This is a genomic window from Stenotrophomonas sp. Steno-C18 (assembly GCF_056393195.1).
Genome location: NZ_JBWJOX010000002.1, coordinates 301,885 through 320,994, shown reverse-complemented (window position 1 = coordinate 320,994; position 19,110 = coordinate 301,885). Strand labels below are relative to the sequence as shown.

The following is a 19,110-nucleotide window of genomic DNA, read 5'->3' as shown; positions in this document are numbered from 1 at the left end:
CAAAGGGAAGACCTTCGGCCCCGATACCCCAAGCACTTCGGTAACCCCGGAGGGCATTCAGATAATTCGATCCGATTGCATGGAACCGCCAGGGGGGCCTTCCCCCGACGCCGAAACGGCGTGGGGGGAAGGGGACGACGTGGCCTGGACCCCGCTGCAGGCCGACCCGACAGCGCGTTGTCAGCCTCGCGTCGGGGCGGTGCCGGGCCCCTGTCGTCACGCAAGGCCGGTTGCGGCAGCATGATGTGGGGAAGCCAGAGCCCCTGACTCCAAGGAGTTTCCATGCACATCAACAGCGCCCGTCTTCGAGAGCTCCGCACCGCCCGGCAATGGTCGCAGGAGCAGTTGGCCAATCTGAGCGGCTTGAACCTGCGCACCATTCAGCGCCTGGAGTCAGGCGCGAAGATCTCGACGGAGTCCTTGCGGGCGTTGGCAGCCGTCTTCGAGGTGCCCGCCGAAAGCCTCCTGGAAGGCAAGCCGACCCCCAGCCAGCCTGCTGTTGAGGCGATGCGCGAAGGCGTACGGCGCGGCCTGGAGTTCACCGGTACCACCCCGCGTGCAGACTTCTGGTGGTTTGCCCTGGCCGTTGTGATGGTGCTGGCCTTTGCCCAGCTGATCGCCGAGGCGACAGGTCCCCTGCCGCTGCAGATCGCCTCACTCCTTGTCCTGGTGCCGTGGTTGGCGGCCTGTACCCGTCGGTTACGCGACGCCGGGCTCAGCCCGTGGTGGCAGCTCATCAGCCTGGCACCGGTGGGCGGCATCCTCGTGCTGCTCTATCTGCTCACCTACCCGACCAAGGCCACGGAACCGACCGAGGCAACCCCGGGATAAGATCCACGCCACCGCTAGCCAGGGCTTCCGCCGAGCGGCACCGGGTTCAAGGCACGGCCGGATCCCGCCATCGCCGCTCGCCCGGTCCAACCGGAAGGCTTTGCTGTGCGCTGGCGCATAGCGGCAATGTGTTCCGGAGTATCGGCGGCGACATGGACGAGCGTGAAGTGGTGCCGGCCGGCGAGGGGGCCGGGAGGTGATGCGTCACCGGGCCAGTGTCCAAACGTGGAACGCCAGCATTGGATGCCGTGGGTCTTGAGCCATCTGATCCGGTTGTCTGGAGGACAGCGCGTTCTGTCGTGGATGGAAGCGCCTGATGCAGGCGACGCCTTCGGCCAGGCCATTGGCTTATGCTCTCCGGGCAGTTCTACGGGTCGAGCTGGGGGCCCATGGCACAGCGTGTCAGAGCGGCGGACCACCCGGGCCGCCCTATTGGAGATGCATGGAGATGCCTGTTCGTCCAACGCTTGGCCGTCGAGGTTTCATGGCCCGTCTTGCAGCGCTCGGTGCCCTGGGGATGCTGCCCGCGCGATACTTGCATGCGGCCACGCGTTGCGGGGTGGGCGAGCGCTCGTGGATTCCCGACGACGCGTTCCTGGCGGCGCTTCCGGGAATCATGCAGGCCTTCGCGGTGCCGGGCATCGGCATGGCCGTGGTCGAGGACGGGGCGGTTGCCTGGAGCCGCGGGATCGGTGTGGCCAACACGCTGACGGGCGAGCCCATCAATGCCCGGACGGTGTACGAGGATGCATCGCTGAGCAAGCCGGTGTTCGCCTACCTGGTGCTGCAGCTGGCCGACCTGGGCCTGATCGACCTGGATCTCCCGCTGGTCCGGTACCGTCGTCCCGACTACCTCGGGGATCATCCGTGGCTCGACCTGATCACCGCGCGCGACGTGCTGCGGCATAGCAGCGGCCTGCCGAACTGGCGCACGTCCCCGGCAACCGAGGCATTGGTGCCGCTGATCAGGCCGGGCGTGGACATCAGCTACTCCGGCGAGGCCTTCTTCTGGTTGCAGCTGGTGGTCGAGGCGATTACCGGGCAGAGCCTGGATGAAGCGATGCGCGTGCATCTGTTCGGGCCAGCGGGGATGCACGACAGCACCTTCAGCTGGAGTCCGGACATCGCCGCGCGTTCGGTGCATGGACACCGCGCGCATGACAGCACCGAGACGGGAATGCCGGTACAGGTCCTGCGTGACCAGTGGAGCGCCGCGCAGAAGGTCGCCGAGCGCTGGGGAAAGCCGCTCCCCACCTGGAAGTACGAGGATGCCGAGCGCGCGCTTCCCGAGGTGTTGGCGGTCGCGCCACCGGGGCGGGTGGCCTGGGCCGGCGACATCCATGCCAATGCAGCCGCGAGCCTGCGTTCCAGCGTGCAGGATTACGCGACGTTCCTGGCGCTGATGATGGAGCGCAGGCAACGCGCAGCCTGGGAGGTGAGCGAAGCGTCACGGCAGGCGATGCTCACCGCGCAGATCACGGTGCCCGGGCGTTGGACCGAGAAGGGGCTGGGGTGGAACATGGAGAAGACCGGTGACGGCATGGTCTTCCATCATTCGGGAAGCAACAGCGGGATCTTCAAGAATTTCGCGATCGGCGATGCCCGGCAGCGGCGGGGCCTGGTGGTGATGACCAACGGGGGCAGTGGTGCGCTGGTGCACCGGCGGGTGGTTCGCGCGGCGACCGGCCACGACCTGCTTTCCTTCGACCTCTAAGCCTTCCGCCTGCCTGGGGGGCGGTTGAGCCTGCGAAGGAGCCGGGCGTTGGTTGCACAGCCAGGCAGGAAGGGCGTGGGCTGTTCGGTGGGCGTTGAATGATCCGTTGCCGCTCCCCGCAGCGTGCAGCGCCCGACGGCAATCAGCGCGACGGCTCCGCTTCGCTGCAGCGGACGCGGTGCATCGGGAAGTCGGCCGACTGCGCCAGGTCCTCCCGGGCGATATCGATGCGGGCCAGTGCGCGCTGGTCGTCGATGCGGTGGTAGCGGATGCGTTGCGGGAAGTCGTTGTCCGGATTCTCGAAGACCGCCTCATTGGCGTCGACGCGCGTGGCGTTGAATTCCGTCGCGTTGCGGCCGGAGGGCAGCGCGGTCAGCACCAGTCGCCCATCGTCGTGCTGGCGCAGCAGCATGAATTCGAAGCTGGCAGTGCGATGGGCCTGCAGGCTGCGGCTGGTGCCCAGCATCGTGTCGCCGGCCAGGGTTGACCATTGTTCGCCGGAGCCCGGCGGTTGCCCGTCCAACTGCCAGCAACCGGACAGCCAGGCCACGTGGATGATGTCGGCGGCATTGCCGGCCTGCGCGACGGTGCCGGTGATCACCAGCGAGAATGCGATGAGGGAACGGCCAATGCGCATGGTGACCTCGGTGCAGGCGCGAACGGATGTTGGACGGCGGGGCAGCACGCGCCCTGTAGCGTCCAGTGAATCATGGATACATCCGGAAATCGCCATCGGCCGCCGGTCCGGCGCGCACGACAGCCCGACCGGGCTGGCCCGTGATGGCGGTGCCTGACGCCGTGGCGCGTCCGCGCCTGCCGTCATACGCCTGCAGGGGTTGTGCATTCATCGTGTGCCGGACGGCCCATGAACCGGCTCTGCTGCACTGCGGCAGGTCGGATGCGGGCCGCGCGACTAAACTGGTTTCATCTGAAATGGAGGTGGTATGGCTGTTTTTCGTCCTGTTTCGTTGATCGGTGTGCCCACCGACGTGGGTGCCGGTCATCGCGGTGCGCGTCTGGGGCCGGAGGCACTGCGCATCGCCGGCTTGCCGGAGGCGCTGGCGGCGCGTGGGGTGGATGTGCGCGATGTCGGCAACCTCGACGGCCCGCGCAACCCATGGACCGGCCCGGTGCAGGGCTACCGCCACCTGCAGGAAGTGGTGGCGTGGAACCACGCGCTGATGGAGGCCAGCTACGCCGAACTGCGCGACGGGCGCATGCCGATCATGCTCGGCGGTGACCACTGCCTGGGCGTGGGTTCGATCACCGCCGTGGCGCGCTGGTGCCGGGAGCAGGGCAAGCAGTTGCGCGTGCTGTGGCTGGACGCACACTCGGACTTCAACACCTCCGATGTCACCCCGTCGGGCAACATCCATGGCATGCCGGTGGCCTGCCTGTGCGGCCTCGGCCCGGAAGCATTGACCCACCTGGGCGGCCAGGCCCCGGCGATCACGCCGGCGCAGGTGCACCAGATCGGCATCCGTTCGGTCGACCCGGAGGAGAAGCGCCTGATCAAGACGCACAACGTCGATGTCTATGACATGCGTTACATCGACGAAGCCGGGATGAAGCGCACGATGGAAGCCGCATTGGACGGCATCGATGCCAACACGCACCTGCACGTGAGTTTCGACGTGGACTTTCTGGACCCGAGCATCGCACCGGGCGTGGGCACCACGGTGCCGGGCGGCGTGAACTACCGCGAGGCGCAGCTGGTGATGGAGATGATCGCCGACACCGGGCGGATGGGGTCACTGGACATCGTCGAGCTCAATCCGCTGCTGGACCACCAGAACCGCACCGCGGAGCTGGCGGTGGACCTGGTGGAAAGCCTGTTCGGCAAATCGACGCTGATGCGGGATTGACGTGAGGCGGGTGGGGCGCTCGACGCGAGCGCTCCGCGCGCTTCCCTGTGCCTGGCAGGGAAGGGGCGACGCCGGCAAGGTCTGTTGCCCGTGGCGCGGCAATGTTTTATCCCGGGCCGCAACCAGACGGGAAACCCGCTGCTCCCATGTCGCCGCATCGCCTGCCGGCGCCGGCCACCCCCGCACTGACGCCATCGCGACCTGCCTGAACGTGAGCCGGTGATGTTCACGCCCACTGCACGGCGCAACGGCCAGATTCTCCTTCACACGCGGGACGACCGGTGTTCGATACCGGCAGCCGCAGTCGAATGAAGGAGTCATCGAATGAAGCGAGTGCTGATGTTGGCCCTGTTGGGAATGTTTTCGGTCGGCATGCTCAGCGGCTGCAATACCGTTGCCGGTGCCGGCAAGGACATGCAGAAGGCTGGCGAGAAGGTCGAGGACAAGGCGAAGGACTGCAGCGACGGCAAGTGCTGATCACAGTGCGGTGCGCCGCCCGCACCGCGATGGTTTGACCACTGATCCCACCCAGGAGATGAAACATGAAGCGTTTGGTTGCCCTGATGTTGCTGTCGCTGTTCTCGGTCGCCGTCCTGTCCGGCTGCAACACCGTTGCCGGTGCCGGCAAGGACGTGCAGAAGGCGGGCGAGAAGGTGGAGGATGCGGCGAAGCGTTGATCGCCTCGCACCGCATGAATGAAAAAGGCCGGCATATGCCGGCCTTTTTTCATTGTCGGCGGGCAGCGAGCTGAAGACGTGTTCAACAACATCATCGCCGTCCAACGTTTCATGGACCCGATGGCAACACCACCGGCGGCACTCTGGTCCTGCGCGGATTGAGCGCGTTTTCCCCCAACGGAGACAGCCCGATGAACAAAGACATCATTTCCGGCAAGTGGAGCCAGCTCAAGGGCAAGGCGCAGGCCAAGTGGGGCGACCTGACCGACGATGACCTGACCATCGCCGAAGGCAACGCCGAATACCTGGCCGGGCGCCTGCAGGAGCGCTACGGCTGGGCCAAGGACCGCGCCGAAACCGAGGTGCGTGACTTCCAGAAGGCCCTGCACAAGGACTACCCGGACTACCACTGAGTCGCGTGGGTATCTTGCCGGGGAAGGGGCCGCGTCCAGCGGCCCTTTCCATTGCCGGCGTGCCCGTCACTCAGCGGCCACGGGCCGGCGGGTCGGGCACGAAGCCGCCCGGGAAGGCCTGCGGGGCGGCGGCGTTGCCGCCGCGGTAGCGCGGCAGCACGCCCATCGCGACCAGGCGGGAACGCGCGTCATAGCGGATCTGGCTGACCTGCACCGGCGTGCGGCTGGCGCGTTCGAAGTGGGTCAACGAGGACTGCGACCACTCGCGCGCGCCATGGCCGGTACCCAGCTGCTGGCGATTGGCGCTGGGGCTGCGCGCGGACGGCATCGCCGCCGATGCTTCCGCGGCAGCGGCCTTGTCGGCGCTGGCCTCCGAGGCCATGCCGCGCGGCATCGGGCGCGGTGCCGGCATCGGCCGGTAGTCGTCGTAGACCCGGGCGCGGGCTTCCTCGAACACGGCGATGCCGACCACGCCGACGTTGGCCGGGCGGCCGGTGCGGCTGGCGTAGCTGTCGCCGTGGTCGGTGAACACGAACTGTGCCACCTCGGCATTGGACTTGCGCCAGCCGGTGATCTCGCTGCTCTGCCACGGCTCCAGCACGTAGCCGGACTGGTCGGGCGAGGCGGTCTGGCCGCTGATCGCGTTGACGCCATCCACCGACAGCACCACCAGCACGCGCTCGCCGGTGCGGTTGCGCAACTGCACGCTGTAGCGGTGGCCCGGGCTGCCGGCCACCCAGCGCTGGCCGCGGTGCGGGTATTGGTCCAGGTCACCCTCGCCATCACGGTCGATGATGGACACCGCCACCGGGCCGTCGGCCGGGGGCGGCACGGGGCCGTAGCTGAAGCCACTCAGGGCGAGGACGGACAGCAGGCTGGCGCAGAAACGGTACATGGCGGGCTCCTTGGCGGGGTACGCGGCCTTGAACGTCCCGCCGCGGCCGGTGGGGTTGGGGGCAGGGAGCCGGCCGGGGCGTTACACTGGGCCGGTTAATCCGTCCGTCAGATTTGTGTTCATGACTACCCGCGTCCTTACCGGCATCACCCCCTCCGGTACCCCCCACCTGGGCAACTACGTCGGTGCCATCCGCCCGGCCATCGCCGCCAGCCGCGCCTCGGACATCGAGAGCTTCTTCTTCCTGGCCGACCTGCACAGCCTGATCAAGTCGCAGGAGCCCGAGCGTACCCAGCGTTCGACCCTGGAGATCGCCGCCAGCTGGCTGGCCTGTGGCCTGGACCCGGACAAGGTGTGGTTCTACCGGCAGAGCGACATCCCGGAAACCACCGAGCTGATGTGGTTCCTGACCGTGGTGGCGAGCAAGGGCATCCTCAACCGTGCCCATGCCTACAAGGCCGCGGTGGACAAGAACCGCGAGGAGCAACTGGACGACGACGCGGGCGTGACCGCCGGGTTGTTCATGTACCCGGTGCTGATGGCCGCCGACATCCTGATCTTCAACGCCAACCGCGTGCCGGTGGGGCGTGACCAGATCCAGCACATCGAGATGGCGCGCGACTTCGCGCAGCGCTTCAACCATGTCTATGGCAAGGAGTACTTCGCCCTGCCGGAAGTGATCATCGACGAGCAGGTGGCCACGCTGGCCGGCCTGGATGGTCGCAAGATGAGCAAGAGCTACCACAACACCATCCCGCTGTTCGCCCCGCGCGAGGAGCTGAAGAAGCTGGTGTTCTCCATCGTCACCGACTCGCGTGCACCGGGCGAGCCGAAGGACACCGAGGGCTCGGCGTTGTTCCAGATGTACCAGGCCTTCGCCACGCCGGAGCAGACCGCGGCCTTCGCGCAGGCCTTTGCCGCCGGTATCAGCTGGGGCGATGCCAAGCAGCAGTTGTTCGAGCGCATCGACGGCGAGCTGTCGCCGCTGCGCGAGCGCTACAACGCGCTGATGGCCGAGCCGGAGAAGATCGAGGCGATCCTGCGCCAGCGCGGCCAGCAGCTGCGCGAGCAGTTCGCCATCCCGCTGCTGAAGGAGCTGCGCCATGCGGTGGGCCTGCGCGACCTGTCCACTGCCGGCGATGCGCCCAAGGCCGCGGTGGTCGCCAAGGCCGCGCTGCCACTGTTCAAGCAGTACCGCGAGAAGGACGGCCGCTTCTATTTCAAGCTGCTCGACGGCGAAGGCCAGCTGCTGATCCAGAGCGAGGGCTTTGATTCGCCGCGCGATGCCGGCCAGCTGATCGCGGTGATCAAGCAGGCCGAGCAGGGCGATGCGCTGCAGAGCGAGTTGTTCAGGCTGGAGGCCGAGATGGCACCGGTGCTGGACGCGCTGCAGGCACTGCGCGAGGCCGCTGCCAAGGACTGAACCCACGGGAGGAATGCGTCGATGGCCTGGTTGTCGTTGTTGTTGTTCCTCCCCTGGTTCTGCGTGATGGGGGCGTTGTACTGGTGGTTCCCGCGCCAGCCGCGCCACCGCACCCGCACCCTGTTCGACGCCGGCATGCTGGTGCTGGCGCTGCTGGTCAGCGCCGGCTTCATGCACTGGGGTTACCGGGTGGGCGCGGCCGAGGTGGCCGACGGGCTGTGGAAACAGATCATGGCGGTGCTGTACGCCTACGGCGGCTTCCTGGCGGTGATGGTGTTGGCGCTGCTGTTGCGCCCGCGCGTGCTGCGACGCTGAGCCACGCCTGCGACCAAGGTCCGGGTTGAGCCGCCTGGCGGTGGCTGTCAGGATCGAAACCGGTTCCCGTGGGAGTTGTGCAGATGTCCGTCGAACATGGCGTCCATACCATCGACACCGCGTTCCAGCGCGATCATTTCGATGCGGCGTACCTCATCGTGCAGGACGGCCGAGGCGCCTTCGTCGACTGCGGCACCAGCCATTCGTTGCCGAACCTGCTGGCCAGCGTGGCGCAGGCCGGGTTGCAGCCGGCCGACATCGATTGGCTGATCCTGACCCATGTGCACCTGGACCATGCCGGTGGCGCGGGTGCGCTCATGCAGCAGCTGCCCAATGCGCGGCTGGTGGTGCACCCACGCGGCGCGCAACACATGATCGATCCGGCGCGGCTGATCGCCGGTGCCACCGCGGTGTATGGCCAAGCCGAGATCGCGCGCAGCTACGGGCAGATCCTGCCGGTGCCCGCCGAGCGCGTGGTGGTGGCCGAGGACGGGCACAGGGTGTCGCTGGCCGGCCGCGCGCTGGAATGCATCGACACGCCCGGGCATGCACGCCACCACAACTGCATCTGGGATGAGGCCAGCCGCAGCTGGTTCACCGGCGATACCTTCGGGCTGTCCTACCGGGAGCTGGACAGCGCTGCCGGCGCGTTCATCGTGCCGACGTCCTCGCCGGTGCAGTTCGAGCCCGAGGCGATGCATGCCTCGATCGAACGCCTGATGGAACGCCGCCCGGAGGCGATGTACCTGACCCATTACGGGCGGGTGGTTGATACCGCGCGACTGGCGGCGGAATTGCATGAGCAGATCGACGCGATGGTGGTGATCGCCCGTCGCTGCGATGGCCTGCCCCAGCGCCACACGGTGCTGGTGGAGGCGCTGGCCGGCCTGTATGTGGCGCGGTTGCGGCATCTGGGCAGTTCGCTGGACGAGAACGAAGTGCGGCGCGTGTTGGGCATGGATATCGAGCTCAATGCGCAGGGGCTGGAGTGCTGGTTGGACCGGGACAAGCGCTGAGGTGTTGGGTGTGGGGCGTGCGGGGATCTCGCGGCACGGTGATGTGGGATGGAGTTCGGAGGACTGGCTTGTGCTGCGAACCGCGACCCCTCCCCAACCCTCCCCTTGGCCTGCGGCCAAAGGGAGGGGGCGAAAAGCGGCGTACACGGTGATCTGACCGAGCGGCATGAACTGCCCCCTCCCTTTTGCGAAGCAAAGGGGAGGGCTGGGGAGGGGGGCTGTTCGTGGTGAGCCCGACGTGAAAGGACGAACGGTGATCCTTTGATGCCCGATGCGCTGTCAGCTTCGCGGCCAAGGCCGCTCCTACTCATTGGTCGGCTTCCTACGTAAAATCACCCGCTCTGCCTGTTGCTGGTAATTGCCGTGAACCCGATGCGCATCCTGCTGCTCTCGTCCTGCCTGTTCGTTGGCGGCATCGCCAATGCAGCCAACGACCTGCCCGGCGGAGGCATCAATCCGGAGACGCTGTCACAGCACGTCCGCGTGCTGGCCTCCGATGCGTTCGAAGGACGCGCGCCGGCCAGCAACGGTGAGCAGCGCACGGTCGACTACCTGGTCGAGCAGTTCACCAAGGCCGGCCTGCAGCCCGGCGGCGCCAACGGCAGCTGGGTGCAGGAAGTGCCGCTGGTGCGGGCGACCGTCGATGGCGAGGTGGCGGCCAGCCTGACGCTGGGCGGCAAGACGCTGCCGCTGGTCAACGGCGAGGACATCACCCTGCAGAGCCTCAGCCCGTTCGGCGTGGTCGAGCAGCAGGACGTGCCGCTGGTGTTCGTCGGCTACGGCATCTCCGCACCGGAGCGGCATTGGGACGACTACAAGGACCTGGACCTGAGCGGCAAGATCGCGGTGGTGCTGATCAATGACGCCGACTTCGAGGCTGAGCAGCCCGGTGCGTTCGATGGCAAGGCGGTGACCTACTACGGCCGCTGGACCTACAAGTTCGAGGAAGCCGCACGCCGCGGTGCCGAAGGCGTGCTGATCGTCCACGAGACCGCGCCGGCGGCCTATCCATGGGCGACGGTGAAGGCATCGGGTACCTCGCCGCTGTTCGACATCGAGCGCAGCCAGGACGACGCATTGGCGGCGCACACGCCGGTGCGTGGCTGGATGCAGCGTGCATTGGCCGAGCGCATCTTCAGCGCCGCCGGGCTGGACTTCGAAGCGGAGAAGCGCAAGGCGATGCGCGCCGACTTCCAACCGGTCGCGTTGGGTGACGCGCGCCTGTCGGCCAGCTTCTGGGTCAAGCGCGAGCGCGTGGTCAGCCGCAACGTGGTGGCCAAGCTGGAAGGCGCCAGCCACCCGGAAGAGTCGGTGATCTTCTCCGCGCACTGGGATGCGTTCGGCATCGGCCAGCCCGATGCGAATGGCCAGACCGTGCGCCACGGCGCCATCGACAACGCCACCGGCGTGGCCGCGGTGCTGGAACTGGGCCGCGTGTTCGCCGCCGGCCCGCGCCCGCAGCGCAGCCTGTACTTCGTGGCGCTGACCGCCGAGGAGAAGGGCCTGCTGGGGGCGAGCTACTACGCGGCCCATCCGCTGGCGCCGCTGGAAACCACGGTGGCGGTGCTGAACATCGAGATGTTCAGCCCGGACGGCGAGAACGCCGACATCACCACCTGGGGCAAGGGCCGCGTCTCGCTGGAACAGGACATCGACCGCGTGGCCAAGGCCCGCGGCCGGCGCTGGTCGCCGGACCCGAACCTGGAAGCCGGCTTCTTCTACCGCGCCGACCATTTCGCCTTCGCCCGCAAGGGTGTGCCGGCGATCACCGTGGGTGCCGGGCTGGACAAGCTCGACGGCGGCGTGGCCGCTGGCCGCGCGCTGCGGGATGCCTACTTCGCCAAGTGCTACCACCAGGCCTGCGATGCCTGGTCACCGCAGTGGGATGGGCGTGGCCTGGCCGCCGACACCCTGCTGGTCTACGACCTGGGCCTGGAACTGGCCAACAGCCGCCAGTGGCCGACGTGGGAGAAGGGCGCCGAGTTCGAGGCGGCACGCGAAGCGAGCGACGCGGCGCGGCGCTGAGGCAGGATTCGCACGTCATTCCCGCGTGTGGGAATGACGTGACCCGACGGGTTTCTCACTTCTCCCTGAGGGCCAGGGCCAGAGCTACCCCTCCCCAGCCCTCCCCTGCTGCGCAAGGGAGTGGGCGGTTGTGCGTGGTCGGTGAGATGACGGCGAAGCCTGCTTTTCGCCGCCTCCCTTCCGCGAAGCAGAGGTGAGGGCTGGGGAGGGGGGGCTGGGGACGTGCAGGGGAGCGCACTCCTCTTCACTCCTCACTTCATCCGCGCGTGCCATCCAGCCAATTGGGTCCCTTGTTCTTCAGGAAGAACACGTACACCACCAGCGAGACGGCGATCACCGCGGTGACGTAGATCGCGAAGGTATCGACATGGCCTGTCTTCAACGCGGCCTGGTACAACAGCGGCGCGGTGCCACCGAACAGCGAGTTGGCCAGCGCGTAGCCAAAGCCCACGCCCAGCGCACGCACGTGGGTGGGGAACAGTTCGGCCTTCACCACCGCGTTGATCGAGGTGTAGCCGGTGAGGATGACGAAGGCGATGGCCAGGGTCATGAAGGCCGCCAGCGCATCGTGCTGCTGCGGCAGCTGGGTGACCATGTACCAAGTGTAGAGCACGCCGCCGACGCCGAAGAACACCAGCAGGCTCTTGCGACCGATGCGGTCCGACAGCCAGCCACCGAGCGGTTGCAGCACCATCAGGAAGGCAAGCACGCCCAGGTTGATCAGCGTGCCGGTCATCACGTCATCGCCGGCGAACGCGCTCTGGATCATCTTCGGCCCGTTCACCGAGTAGGTGTAGAACGCCACGGTGCCGCCGGCAGTGATCAGGAAGCACAGCAGCAGCGGACGCCATTGGTGCACGAACAGCTCGTACATCGAGCCGGAGGCCTTGGCGCGGCCCTCCCTGGCGGCTTCGATGGAATCGGCGGTCAGTGATTCATCCATGCTCCGGCGCAGCCAGAACACCACCAGTGCGGCGATGCCACCGATGCCGAATGCCACCCGCCAGCCCCAGGCCGAGATTTCCGGCTTGTCCCAGAAGGTGAGCATCAGCAGCAGGGTGAGCTGGGCCAGCACGTGGCCGCCAACCAGGGTCACGTAGTGGAACGAGGACAGGAAGCCACGCCGGCCGGGCAGGGCGGCTTCGGACATGTAGGTGGCGCTGGTGCCGTATTCACCGCCGGTGGCGAAGCCCTGCAGCAGGCGCGCGAGCAGCAGGACCAGCGCTGCGGCGCCGCCGATCTGTGACGCAGTCGGCGTGATGGCGATCAGGAACGAGCAGCCGGCCATCACCGACACCGAGACGGTCAGTGCCAGGCGCCGTCCATAGCGGTCGGCGAAGCGGCCGAAGTACCATGCGCCGATCGGGCGCATCAGGAAGGTGGCGGCGAAGATCGCCCACACGTAGATCGTGGAGTTCTTGTCAGCGGCCGAGAAGAACTGTGATTCAAAGTAGACCGCGAACACCGAGTAGACGTAGACGTCGTACCACTCGACCAGGTTGCCGGCCGAGCCCTTGAGCGTGTTGGAGATCGAGCGGCGCAGTGCGGCATGGTCGGAACGCGCCGGGGTGACGGTGGAAGTGCTCATGTCGGGTGATGTCCTCGCGTGCTGGCCGGGGCCGCTCCGTTGCCGGTGCCGGACGGAGGGGCGCCGCCCACCGTACCGCAAGCCGCCGCTGGGCGATGTAATGACTTGGTAGGGGGGCTGGGCGAAAACAGCATGCCGTTTTCCGTGCTGATAACGCGCGGCCCGGTGCCCTAGAATCCGTGTTCCCCTGATGGTGGTATCTGCCCCATGTCTTCACCTGAAACCACGTCGGCTGCTCCGCGGAGCGGCCTTGTCGTCTTGGCATTGTTCCTGGTCTACGTGGTCTGGGGCTCCACCTACCTGGGCATCCACCTGGCGCTGGAAAGCGGGTTGCCGCCGCTGTCGGTGATCGCCGGCACGCGCTTCGTGCTGGCGGGCAGCCTGCTGTACGCGTTCCTGCGCTGGCGCGGCGTGGCCGCGCCCACCGGTGCGCAATGGAAGACGCTGGCGGTGATGGGCGGATGCCTGCTGTTCCTCGGCAACGGCATGGTGGTGCTGGCCGAGCGCGACGTGTCGTCCGGGCTGGCTGCGGTGGCGGTGGCCTCGGTGCCGTTGTGGATGGCGCTGTTCTCGGCCTTCCGTGGCGACACGGTGACGCGCGGGGAGTGGCTGGGCATCGCGATCGGCTTTGCCGGCGTGGTGTGGCTCAATGCCGGCAGCAGCCTGACCGCCACGCCGACCGGCCTGGTGCTGCTGCTGATCGCGCCGCTGGGCTGGGCGTTCGGCTCGATCTGGTCGCGCGGGCGCGACCTGCCATCGCCGTTCATGACCGCCGCCGGGCAGATGCTGTGCGGCGGAGTGATCCTGGTCTGCGCCGGCCTGCTGCGCGGCGAGCACTTCAACGGCTGGCCGAGCGTGAAGGGCGTGCTGTCGGTGGGCTACCTGACCGTGTTCGGCTCCATCGTCGCGTTCACCGCATACGTGTGGTTGCTGCACAACGTGCGGCCGGTGCTGGCCAGCAGCTACGCCTACGTGAACCCGGTGATCGCGGTGGCGCTGGGCATCTGGATCGCGCAGGAGCGTTTCAGTGCCTCCGATGTGGGTGCGATGGCGGTCATCCTGGCCGGCGTCGTGGTCATCACCCTTGCCCGGATCCGTCGCGCATGAGCTCGTCCGACTACCGCAATGGCCTGTGGGCCACCACGTTCGCCTTCGTCATCTGGGGCTTGTTCCCGTTGTACTGGCACCTGCTCAAGCAGGTGCCGTCGGACCAGATCATCGCCCACCGCATCGTGTGGAGCGCGGTGCTGCTGTGCAGCCTGTTGTTCGCGCGCGAGCGCCTGGGCTGGCTGAAGAAGATCTGGGCGGTGCCGCGCACCTTCTGGCTGCTGGGGCTGGCCAGCGTGGTGATCGGCTTCAACTGGAGCCTGTACATCTGGGCGGTCAATGCCGGGCACGTGGTCGAGACCAGCCTGGGGTATTTCATCAACCCGCTGCTGAGCGTGCTGCTGGGCGTGGTGGTGCTGGGCGAGCGGTTGGGCCGGCTGCAGTGGCTGGCGGTGGGCCTGGCCGCGCTGGGCGTGGCCTGGCTGACCTGGCAGGGCGGGCGGGTGCCGTGGATCGCGATCGGGCTGTCGATCTCGTTCGCGTTGTACGGCCTGCTGCGCAAGCTGACCGCGGTGGAGCCGGTGTCGGGCATCGGCATGGAAAGCCTGTTCCTGTTCGTGCCGGCATTGGCCTGGGTGCTGTGGGCCGAGGCCGGGCATGGCGGTGGCTTCACCGGGACCTGGGGCTGGGGCACGCTGGTGCTGCTGGTCGCCTCCGGTGCGGTCAGCGCGGTGCCGTTGATCGCCTTCACCTACGGCGTGCGGCGCATCCCGTTGAGCGTGGTCGGCCTGTTGCAGTACATCGGCCCGACGCTGCAGTTCCTGTGCGGCGTGCTGGTGTTCCGCGAGCCGTTCGGCATGGCCAAGCTGGTGGGTTTCGCCTTTATCTGGGCCGGGCTGGTGGTGTTCGCGCTGGCCGGTTGGCGGGCTGCGCGCAGGGGGCGCGGGTAATGGCGAGAAAGGCGGTGGGAGCGGCATAAGCCGCGAAGCCGATACGCCAATTGCTGCAGATATCGCGGCGATTGCAGGCTGTCTCCCTTCAGCACCAGCGCGCATGAATACCCCCTCCCTTGCGCAGCAGGGAGGGTTGGGGACGGGGGAAGTGTGTCGTTGCGGATGCGCTGTCGGCTTCGCGGCGAACGCCGCTCCTGCCGGTGGTCAACCCAGCGGCTGGGGCGTTGGACAGTGGCCGTGTTCGCCGGCGTCGGCAAACCAGTCGTTGACCACGCCGGACAGCCGGTCCAGCCGCATCGGCAGGGTCAGGTGGTCCTCGCCTTCCACTTCCAGGTAGTGCGCGCGCGGTGCGGCAGCCGCCAGGGCGCGGCCCTGCGCGACCGGGATGTGCTCGTCCTGGCGGCCATGCACCAGCAGCACGCAGGCCGGCACCTGCGCCAGCGCCTGGCCGACATCGACGCGGTCCAGGTCCAGGCCCAGCTTGCGGTCGGCCGCGGCGATGGCCTGGTCCAGGCCCTTGCCACCGTACTGCCAGCGCGCCAGCGGCAGGGCGACATAATCACTCCAGCGCTCGGCAGGCTTGGACAGCATGTGCGGCACCATCGTGCGGATCGCCTGGCCGGCATTGTCGAAGGATTCCATGGCCACCACGCTGCGCAGCTGCGGGCCCAGCTCGCGCGCGGCGAAGATCGCCGTGGCCGCGCCGTAGGACACGCCGAGCAGGTGTACCGGGCCTTCGATCTGGCCTTCGGCCTTCAGCGCCTTCAGCGCGGCCACGACATCGTCGGCCTCGCGGGTGCCGTAGCCGGACGGTGCGTGCCCGGAGCGGCCATGGTTGCGCAGGTCCAGCGCCACGGTGCGGTAGCCCTGCTGGGCCAGCTCCAGTGCCCATGGCAGCAGCGAGCCACCGTCCATCATCCAGCCATGCAGCAGGATCACCGTGCCGCGCGCGGGTTGGCCATGCGTGGTCGGTGCCGAAGCCTGCAGCGAGAACTCGGGGAAGCGTTCACCCTTGCCGAGGTAGCGGTAGTCCATCCGGTAGTCGCCCGGGTCGAACGACACCCAATGCAATGCCACGCCATCGGCACCGCTGACGCGGCCCTGGTGGTGGGGTAGGCGCGCGAGCAGCGCATCGATGCGTTCGGTGGGGACCAGCGGCGAGGTGCCGCCCGGCGCGGCCAGGCGTTCACTCAGCGACAACGAGGGGACAGGGTGGGAGAAAGCAAAGCCGGCCAGCATCACGCAGACGCCGGCCAGCGCCAGCGAGCGGAGCATGGCGGGATTCCGGAAGTGGGAGGCTGCATACCGTAGCGGCATTGCAGCGGCGCAGCTACCGCACCGCGATGACAGTCTGATGACCGTTGTGTGGTGTTGGGGTTGCGGCAGGGGCGTACCGGCTGCGGCGGCCCTCATCCCAACCCCTCTCCCGTGGCACGGGAGAGGGGCGTTGGATCAGCCTTGCTGGATCAGAAGCGCTGCTGGTACTTCATGTACATGAAACGACCGATGTCGAAGCCACCGTAGTAGGTGAAGCTGCTGTTCGGCTGGCTGTACATGATCGGGCCCTCGTGCTTGAACACGTTGTTGACGCCCAGCGACACGGTGCCGTCCCACGGCAGGGCATAGCGCACCTGCAGGTCATGGAAGGTGTTGGAGCCCAGCTTGCGGCTCGGCTGCATGTCCGTGTACGGCGACTGGAAGTCCGGCAGGTTGCACTCCGGGCCGCCTTCCAGGTCGTAGGAGCACTTCTCCTTCATGCTGGAGGTGTAACGGGTGGTCCAGCTCGCGCCGAAGTTGCCGTTCTGCCAGTCCAGGGTCAGGTTGGAGCGCACCCGGAAGTTGCCTTCCCAGCCGGTGAACTGTTCCACCGGGGTGGTGTCCACGTTGTCGCTCTTGCGCGAGAGGTAGTCCACGTAGGTGGTGTTCCAGCGCAGCGACAGCTGGCCGAACGCCATTTCCGGCAGGCGGTAGCGGACACCCAGGTCATAGCCGGCCGTTTCCTGGTAACCGGCGTTGTTCAACGAACGGTTCATGCCGCTGACCTGGCCCTTGTTGGTGCCGGAGGCATAGCGGGTGAAGCGGTCGCAGGCCGAGGCGATGCCCTGCACGTAGCACTGGTTGAGGATGTCCGTGGCCGACTCGCCGACGATGACGTTGTCGATGCGGATCTTCCACCAGTCCAGGCTCAGGTCCAGGCCGGTGACGAAGTCCGGGCTGTACACCAGGCCGACGGTCCAGGTCTTGGCGGTTTCCGGCTTCAGTGCGGCATTGGAGCCGGAGGTGAAGTCAGTCACCGCCTGCACGCCGGAGGTCGTGGCCAGTTCGCCGTCGCCGGTCTTCTGGCGGAAGTCGGCACCCATGCCGGCGGCGGTGCAGCGTGCGGCCACTTCACTGTTGCGTGCGGCGGCGCCGAAGGAGCGGTCACACGGATCGGTGATCCTGTCGCGGGTGGTGACGGTGCCGCCGTACAGGTCGTCCACGGTCGGTGCACGGAAACCGGTGCCGTAGGTGGCGCGGACCAGCAACGTGTCGACCGGCTTCCACTTCAGGCCGAACTTGCCGTTGGTGGTGCCGCCGAAGTTGTCGTAGTCCGAGTAGCGGCCCGCCAGGTCCAGCGACAGCTCGCGCACCATCGGCAGGTCGGCCAGCAGCGGCACCTGCAGCTCCAGGTAGACCTCGTCCAGCTTGTAGTCACCGCGCGTGGGCAGGCCGCTGGTACCGGCGATCTCGCCCTTCTGCACCATCAGGTCCGGCGTGTAGCTGGCTTCCTCGGTGCGGTGCTCCACGCCCATCGCGGCCATGATGTCGCCGGCCGGCAGGGTGAACAGCGAACCGGAGATGTTGGCGCTGACCACCTTGGTGGTGCTGCGGATATCGTCGACGAAGCTCTTGAACAGGTAGTCACGCACGGCGGGGTCGCCGCTGAGCGAGCCGGGGCTGTTGCTGCCCATCGGCGCCAGCGGATTCCACGGCACGCAGCCTTCGATCACGTTGCCCACGCTGCCGCAGCGGGCCACGCCGTTGCCGTCGATGAAGGACGGGCCGACGGCCAGGTTCACGTTCGGCTGGTACATGCTCTGCAGGGTGCGACGCTCGCCCTCATTGCGGTTGTACATGTAGCTGACGTTCCAGTCCCAGAGATGCGAACCGGTCTCGAAGCTGCCTTCCAGGCCCAGGCTGGCGCGCTTGGTGGTCAGGCTGTTGTTGGTCGCGCGCGGGAACTCCTCGGTGCGGTGCGAGAACAGCACGTCCTTGCCCCAGTGGTTGAACGCACTGTCGGCCGAAAGCGCGGCGCGCGAGCCATTGGCGGCCTGCGCGGCCGACACCGAGTACGGGTAGCCGGCCAACTGCTTGATCGATTCACGCTCGCTGTACAGCACGTCGGCGACCACGCGCAGGTCGTCGGTGATCTGGAAGCCGGCGTTGGCGAAGGCGGACTTGCGCTCCAGCGAGGAGAGCAGGGTCATGTTGGTCTTGGTGTTGGCATAGGTGGCCGGGTCACGCGGCTTGAAATTCTCCACCTTGGACGGATCACCGCCGGGGCCGACACTCAGGACATCCTTGCCTACCGTCACCGAGCCCCATGCGGTGGTGCCGTTCAGGCCATCAGCGGGGTGGTAGGGGCCGTTCGGGTAGGCGGTGAACGCGCGCGCGCCGCCCAGCACCGGGTCTTCCTTGGACTTCTCGGCGCCGACGCTGAACCAGCCGCGCTCGAAGGTCTTGCCGAAGTTGGCGCTGTAGGAGCGCTTCTGGCCATCGCCTTCGCCGTACTGGCCGACGTAGGCGCTGGCGTTGCCGCCGTCGAAGTTCTTGCGGGTGATGACGTTGATCACGCCGGCGATGGCATCGGAGCCGTACAACGCCGAGGCGCCGTCGGTTAGCACTTCAATGCGCTCGACGATGGCCGAGGGGATCGAGCCGACGTCGGAGTAACCGCCGGCGCTCACGCCCATGCGGCGGCCGTCGATCAGCACCAGGGTGCGTTCCGGGCCAAGGTTGCGCAGGCTGACGAACATGCCGCCATAGTCGCGGCCGGAGGACAACGCCGAGGCACGGCTCAGCGACGGTGCGCCGGCGGCGGTGACGTCCTGCAGGATGTCGGCGACGTTGACGTAGCCCTTCTTCTCGATTTCCGCGCGGGTCAGCGCGATGACCGGCTGGGCCGTCTCCACGTTCGCCTGGCGGATGCGCGAACCGGTGATCTCGATGCGGTCCAGCGTGGTGGTGGACTGGTTGGCATCCTGCGCGAATGCAGGAGCGGTGCAGCTGCCGGCGATCGCCAGGGCGATCGCGGTGCGCAGCGGGTTCGACTTCAAAGACATCTCTTTCGGTTTTCCTTTATACCTAC

General features: G+C 67.4%; 17 protein-coding genes. 12 read left to right on the top strand and 5 right to left on the bottom strand.

Annotation, left to right across the window (positions count from 1 at the left end; translation table 11 throughout):
• Nucleotides 1–282 precede the first annotated feature (282 nt).
• Together AC06FE_RS06055 and AC06FE_RS06050 are read left to right on the top strand one after the other, a co-directional pair.
• Nucleotides 283–831, top strand: a complete 549-nt coding sequence (locus AC06FE_RS06055) for a DUF805 domain-containing protein (RefSeq protein WP_313253180.1) — start codon at nucleotides 283–285, stop codon at nucleotides 829–831.
• A 484-nt stretch (nucleotides 832–1,315) separates the two neighbouring features.
• Complete coding sequence (locus AC06FE_RS06050; protein ID WP_478072510.1) at nucleotides 1,316–2,545, top strand: serine hydrolase domain-containing protein; 1,230 nt, start codon at nucleotides 1,316–1,318, stop codon at nucleotides 2,543–2,545.
• Nucleotides 2,546–2,687: 142 nt separating this feature from the next.
• Here AC06FE_RS06050 and AC06FE_RS06045 read toward each other — a convergent pair whose 3' ends face one another.
• Nucleotides 2,688–3,182: a DUF6265 family protein gene (locus AC06FE_RS06045; protein WP_478072509.1), complete on the bottom strand. Its 495-nt coding sequence runs from the start codon at nucleotides 3,180–3,182 to the stop codon at nucleotides 2,688–2,690.
• A 307-nt stretch (nucleotides 3,183–3,489) separates the two neighbouring features.
• Between AC06FE_RS06045 and rocF the strand changes: the two genes are divergently transcribed.
• The 4 genes from rocF (at nucleotide 3,490) to AC06FE_RS06025 (ending at nucleotide 5,500) form a co-directional block, all read left to right on the top strand.
• Nucleotides 3,490–4,410 carry an arginase gene (gene rocF / locus AC06FE_RS06040; RefSeq protein WP_132862473.1) on the top strand — a complete coding sequence of 307 codons (921 nt, stop codon included), beginning with the start codon at nucleotides 3,490–3,492 and terminating at the stop codon, nucleotides 4,408–4,410.
• Between the two features lie 324 nt (nucleotides 4,411–4,734).
• A complete protein-coding gene (locus AC06FE_RS06035; protein WP_132862474.1) occupies nucleotides 4,735–4,887 on the top strand; it encodes an entericidin A/B family lipoprotein in 153 nt (50 codons plus the stop codon).
• Between the two features lie 65 nt (nucleotides 4,888–4,952).
• The gene (locus tag AC06FE_RS06030) at nucleotides 4,953–5,087 is read left to right on the top strand and encodes an entericidin A/B family lipoprotein (protein ID WP_132862475.1); all 135 of its coding nucleotides are present in this window, start codon (nucleotides 4,953–4,955) and stop codon (nucleotides 5,085–5,087) included.
• Between the two features lie 191 nt (nucleotides 5,088–5,278).
• Nucleotides 5,279–5,500 (top strand): CsbD family protein, encoded by a 222-nt coding sequence (locus AC06FE_RS06025; RefSeq protein ID WP_132862476.1) that lies wholly within the window; start codon nucleotides 5,279–5,281, stop codon nucleotides 5,498–5,500.
• Nucleotides 5,501–5,570: 70 nt separating this feature from the next.
• Here the strand turns inward: AC06FE_RS06025 and AC06FE_RS06020 are convergent, their stop codons facing one another.
• Nucleotides 5,571–6,395 carry a hypothetical protein gene (locus AC06FE_RS06020; RefSeq protein ID WP_192286920.1) on the bottom strand — a complete coding sequence of 275 codons (825 nt, stop codon included), beginning with the start codon at nucleotides 6,393–6,395 and terminating at the stop codon, nucleotides 5,571–5,573.
• A 121-nt stretch (nucleotides 6,396–6,516) separates the two neighbouring features.
• On the opposite strand from AC06FE_RS06020, the gene AC06FE_RS06015 reads away from it, so the two are divergent.
• The 4 genes from AC06FE_RS06015 to AC06FE_RS06000 all read left to right on the top strand — a co-directional run bounded on the left by AC06FE_RS06015 (nucleotide 6,517) and on the right by AC06FE_RS06000 (nucleotide 11,174).
• Nucleotides 6,517–7,818, top strand: coding sequence for a tryptophan--tRNA ligase (locus AC06FE_RS06015; RefSeq protein WP_192286919.1), 1,302 nt, complete (start codon nucleotides 6,517–6,519; stop codon nucleotides 7,816–7,818).
• A gap of 21 nt (nucleotides 7,819–7,839) precedes the next feature.
• The gene (locus AC06FE_RS06010; protein ID WP_132862479.1) at nucleotides 7,840–8,133 is read left to right on the top strand and encodes a hypothetical protein; all 294 of its coding nucleotides are present in this window, start codon (nucleotides 7,840–7,842) and stop codon (nucleotides 8,131–8,133) included.
• A gap of 83 nt (nucleotides 8,134–8,216) precedes the next feature.
• On the top strand, nucleotides 8,217–9,149 hold the full coding sequence (locus tag AC06FE_RS06005) for an MBL fold metallo-hydrolase (RefSeq protein WP_478072507.1): 933 nt from the start codon (nucleotides 8,217–8,219) through the stop codon (nucleotides 9,147–9,149).
• A 372-nt stretch (nucleotides 9,150–9,521) separates the two neighbouring features.
• Nucleotides 9,522–11,174, top strand: coding sequence for a M28 family metallopeptidase (locus tag AC06FE_RS06000; RefSeq protein WP_478072668.1), 1,653 nt, complete (start codon nucleotides 9,522–9,524; stop codon nucleotides 11,172–11,174).
• 256 nt (nucleotides 11,175–11,430) lie between these two features.
• Here AC06FE_RS06000 and AC06FE_RS05995 read toward each other — a convergent pair whose 3' ends face one another.
• Nucleotides 11,431–12,762 carry an MFS transporter gene (locus AC06FE_RS05995; protein WP_478072506.1) on the bottom strand — a complete coding sequence of 444 codons (1,332 nt, stop codon included), beginning with the start codon at nucleotides 12,760–12,762 and terminating at the stop codon, nucleotides 11,431–11,433.
• Between the two features lie 207 nt (nucleotides 12,763–12,969).
• Here AC06FE_RS05995 and yedA point away from each other — a divergent pair, with 207 nt between their 5' ends.
• Both yedA and rarD read left to right on the top strand, forming a co-directional pair.
• Complete coding sequence (yedA, locus tag AC06FE_RS05990) at nucleotides 12,970–13,869, top strand: drug/metabolite exporter YedA (RefSeq protein ID WP_132862482.1); 900 nt, start codon at nucleotides 12,970–12,972, stop codon at nucleotides 13,867–13,869.
• A complete protein-coding gene (gene rarD, locus AC06FE_RS05985) occupies nucleotides 13,866–14,759 on the top strand; it encodes an EamA family transporter RarD (protein WP_192286915.1) in 894 nt (297 codons plus the stop codon). Before yedA ends, rarD begins: the two co-directional genes overlap by 4 nt.
• Nucleotides 14,760–14,966: 207 nt before the next feature.
• Here rarD and AC06FE_RS05980 read toward each other — a convergent pair whose 3' ends face one another.
• Together AC06FE_RS05980 and AC06FE_RS05975 are read right to left on the bottom strand one after the other, a co-directional pair.
• Entirely contained in the window at nucleotides 14,967–16,037 is a 1,071-nt protein-coding gene (locus AC06FE_RS05980) for an alpha/beta fold hydrolase (protein WP_192286914.1), read from the bottom strand.
• Between the two features lie 191 nt (nucleotides 16,038–16,228).
• Nucleotides 16,229–19,084 carry a TonB-dependent receptor gene (locus tag AC06FE_RS05975; RefSeq protein WP_192286913.1) on the bottom strand — a complete coding sequence of 952 codons (2,856 nt, stop codon included), beginning with the start codon at nucleotides 19,082–19,084 and terminating at the stop codon, nucleotides 16,229–16,231.
• Nucleotides 19,085–19,110 lie beyond the last annotated feature (26 nt).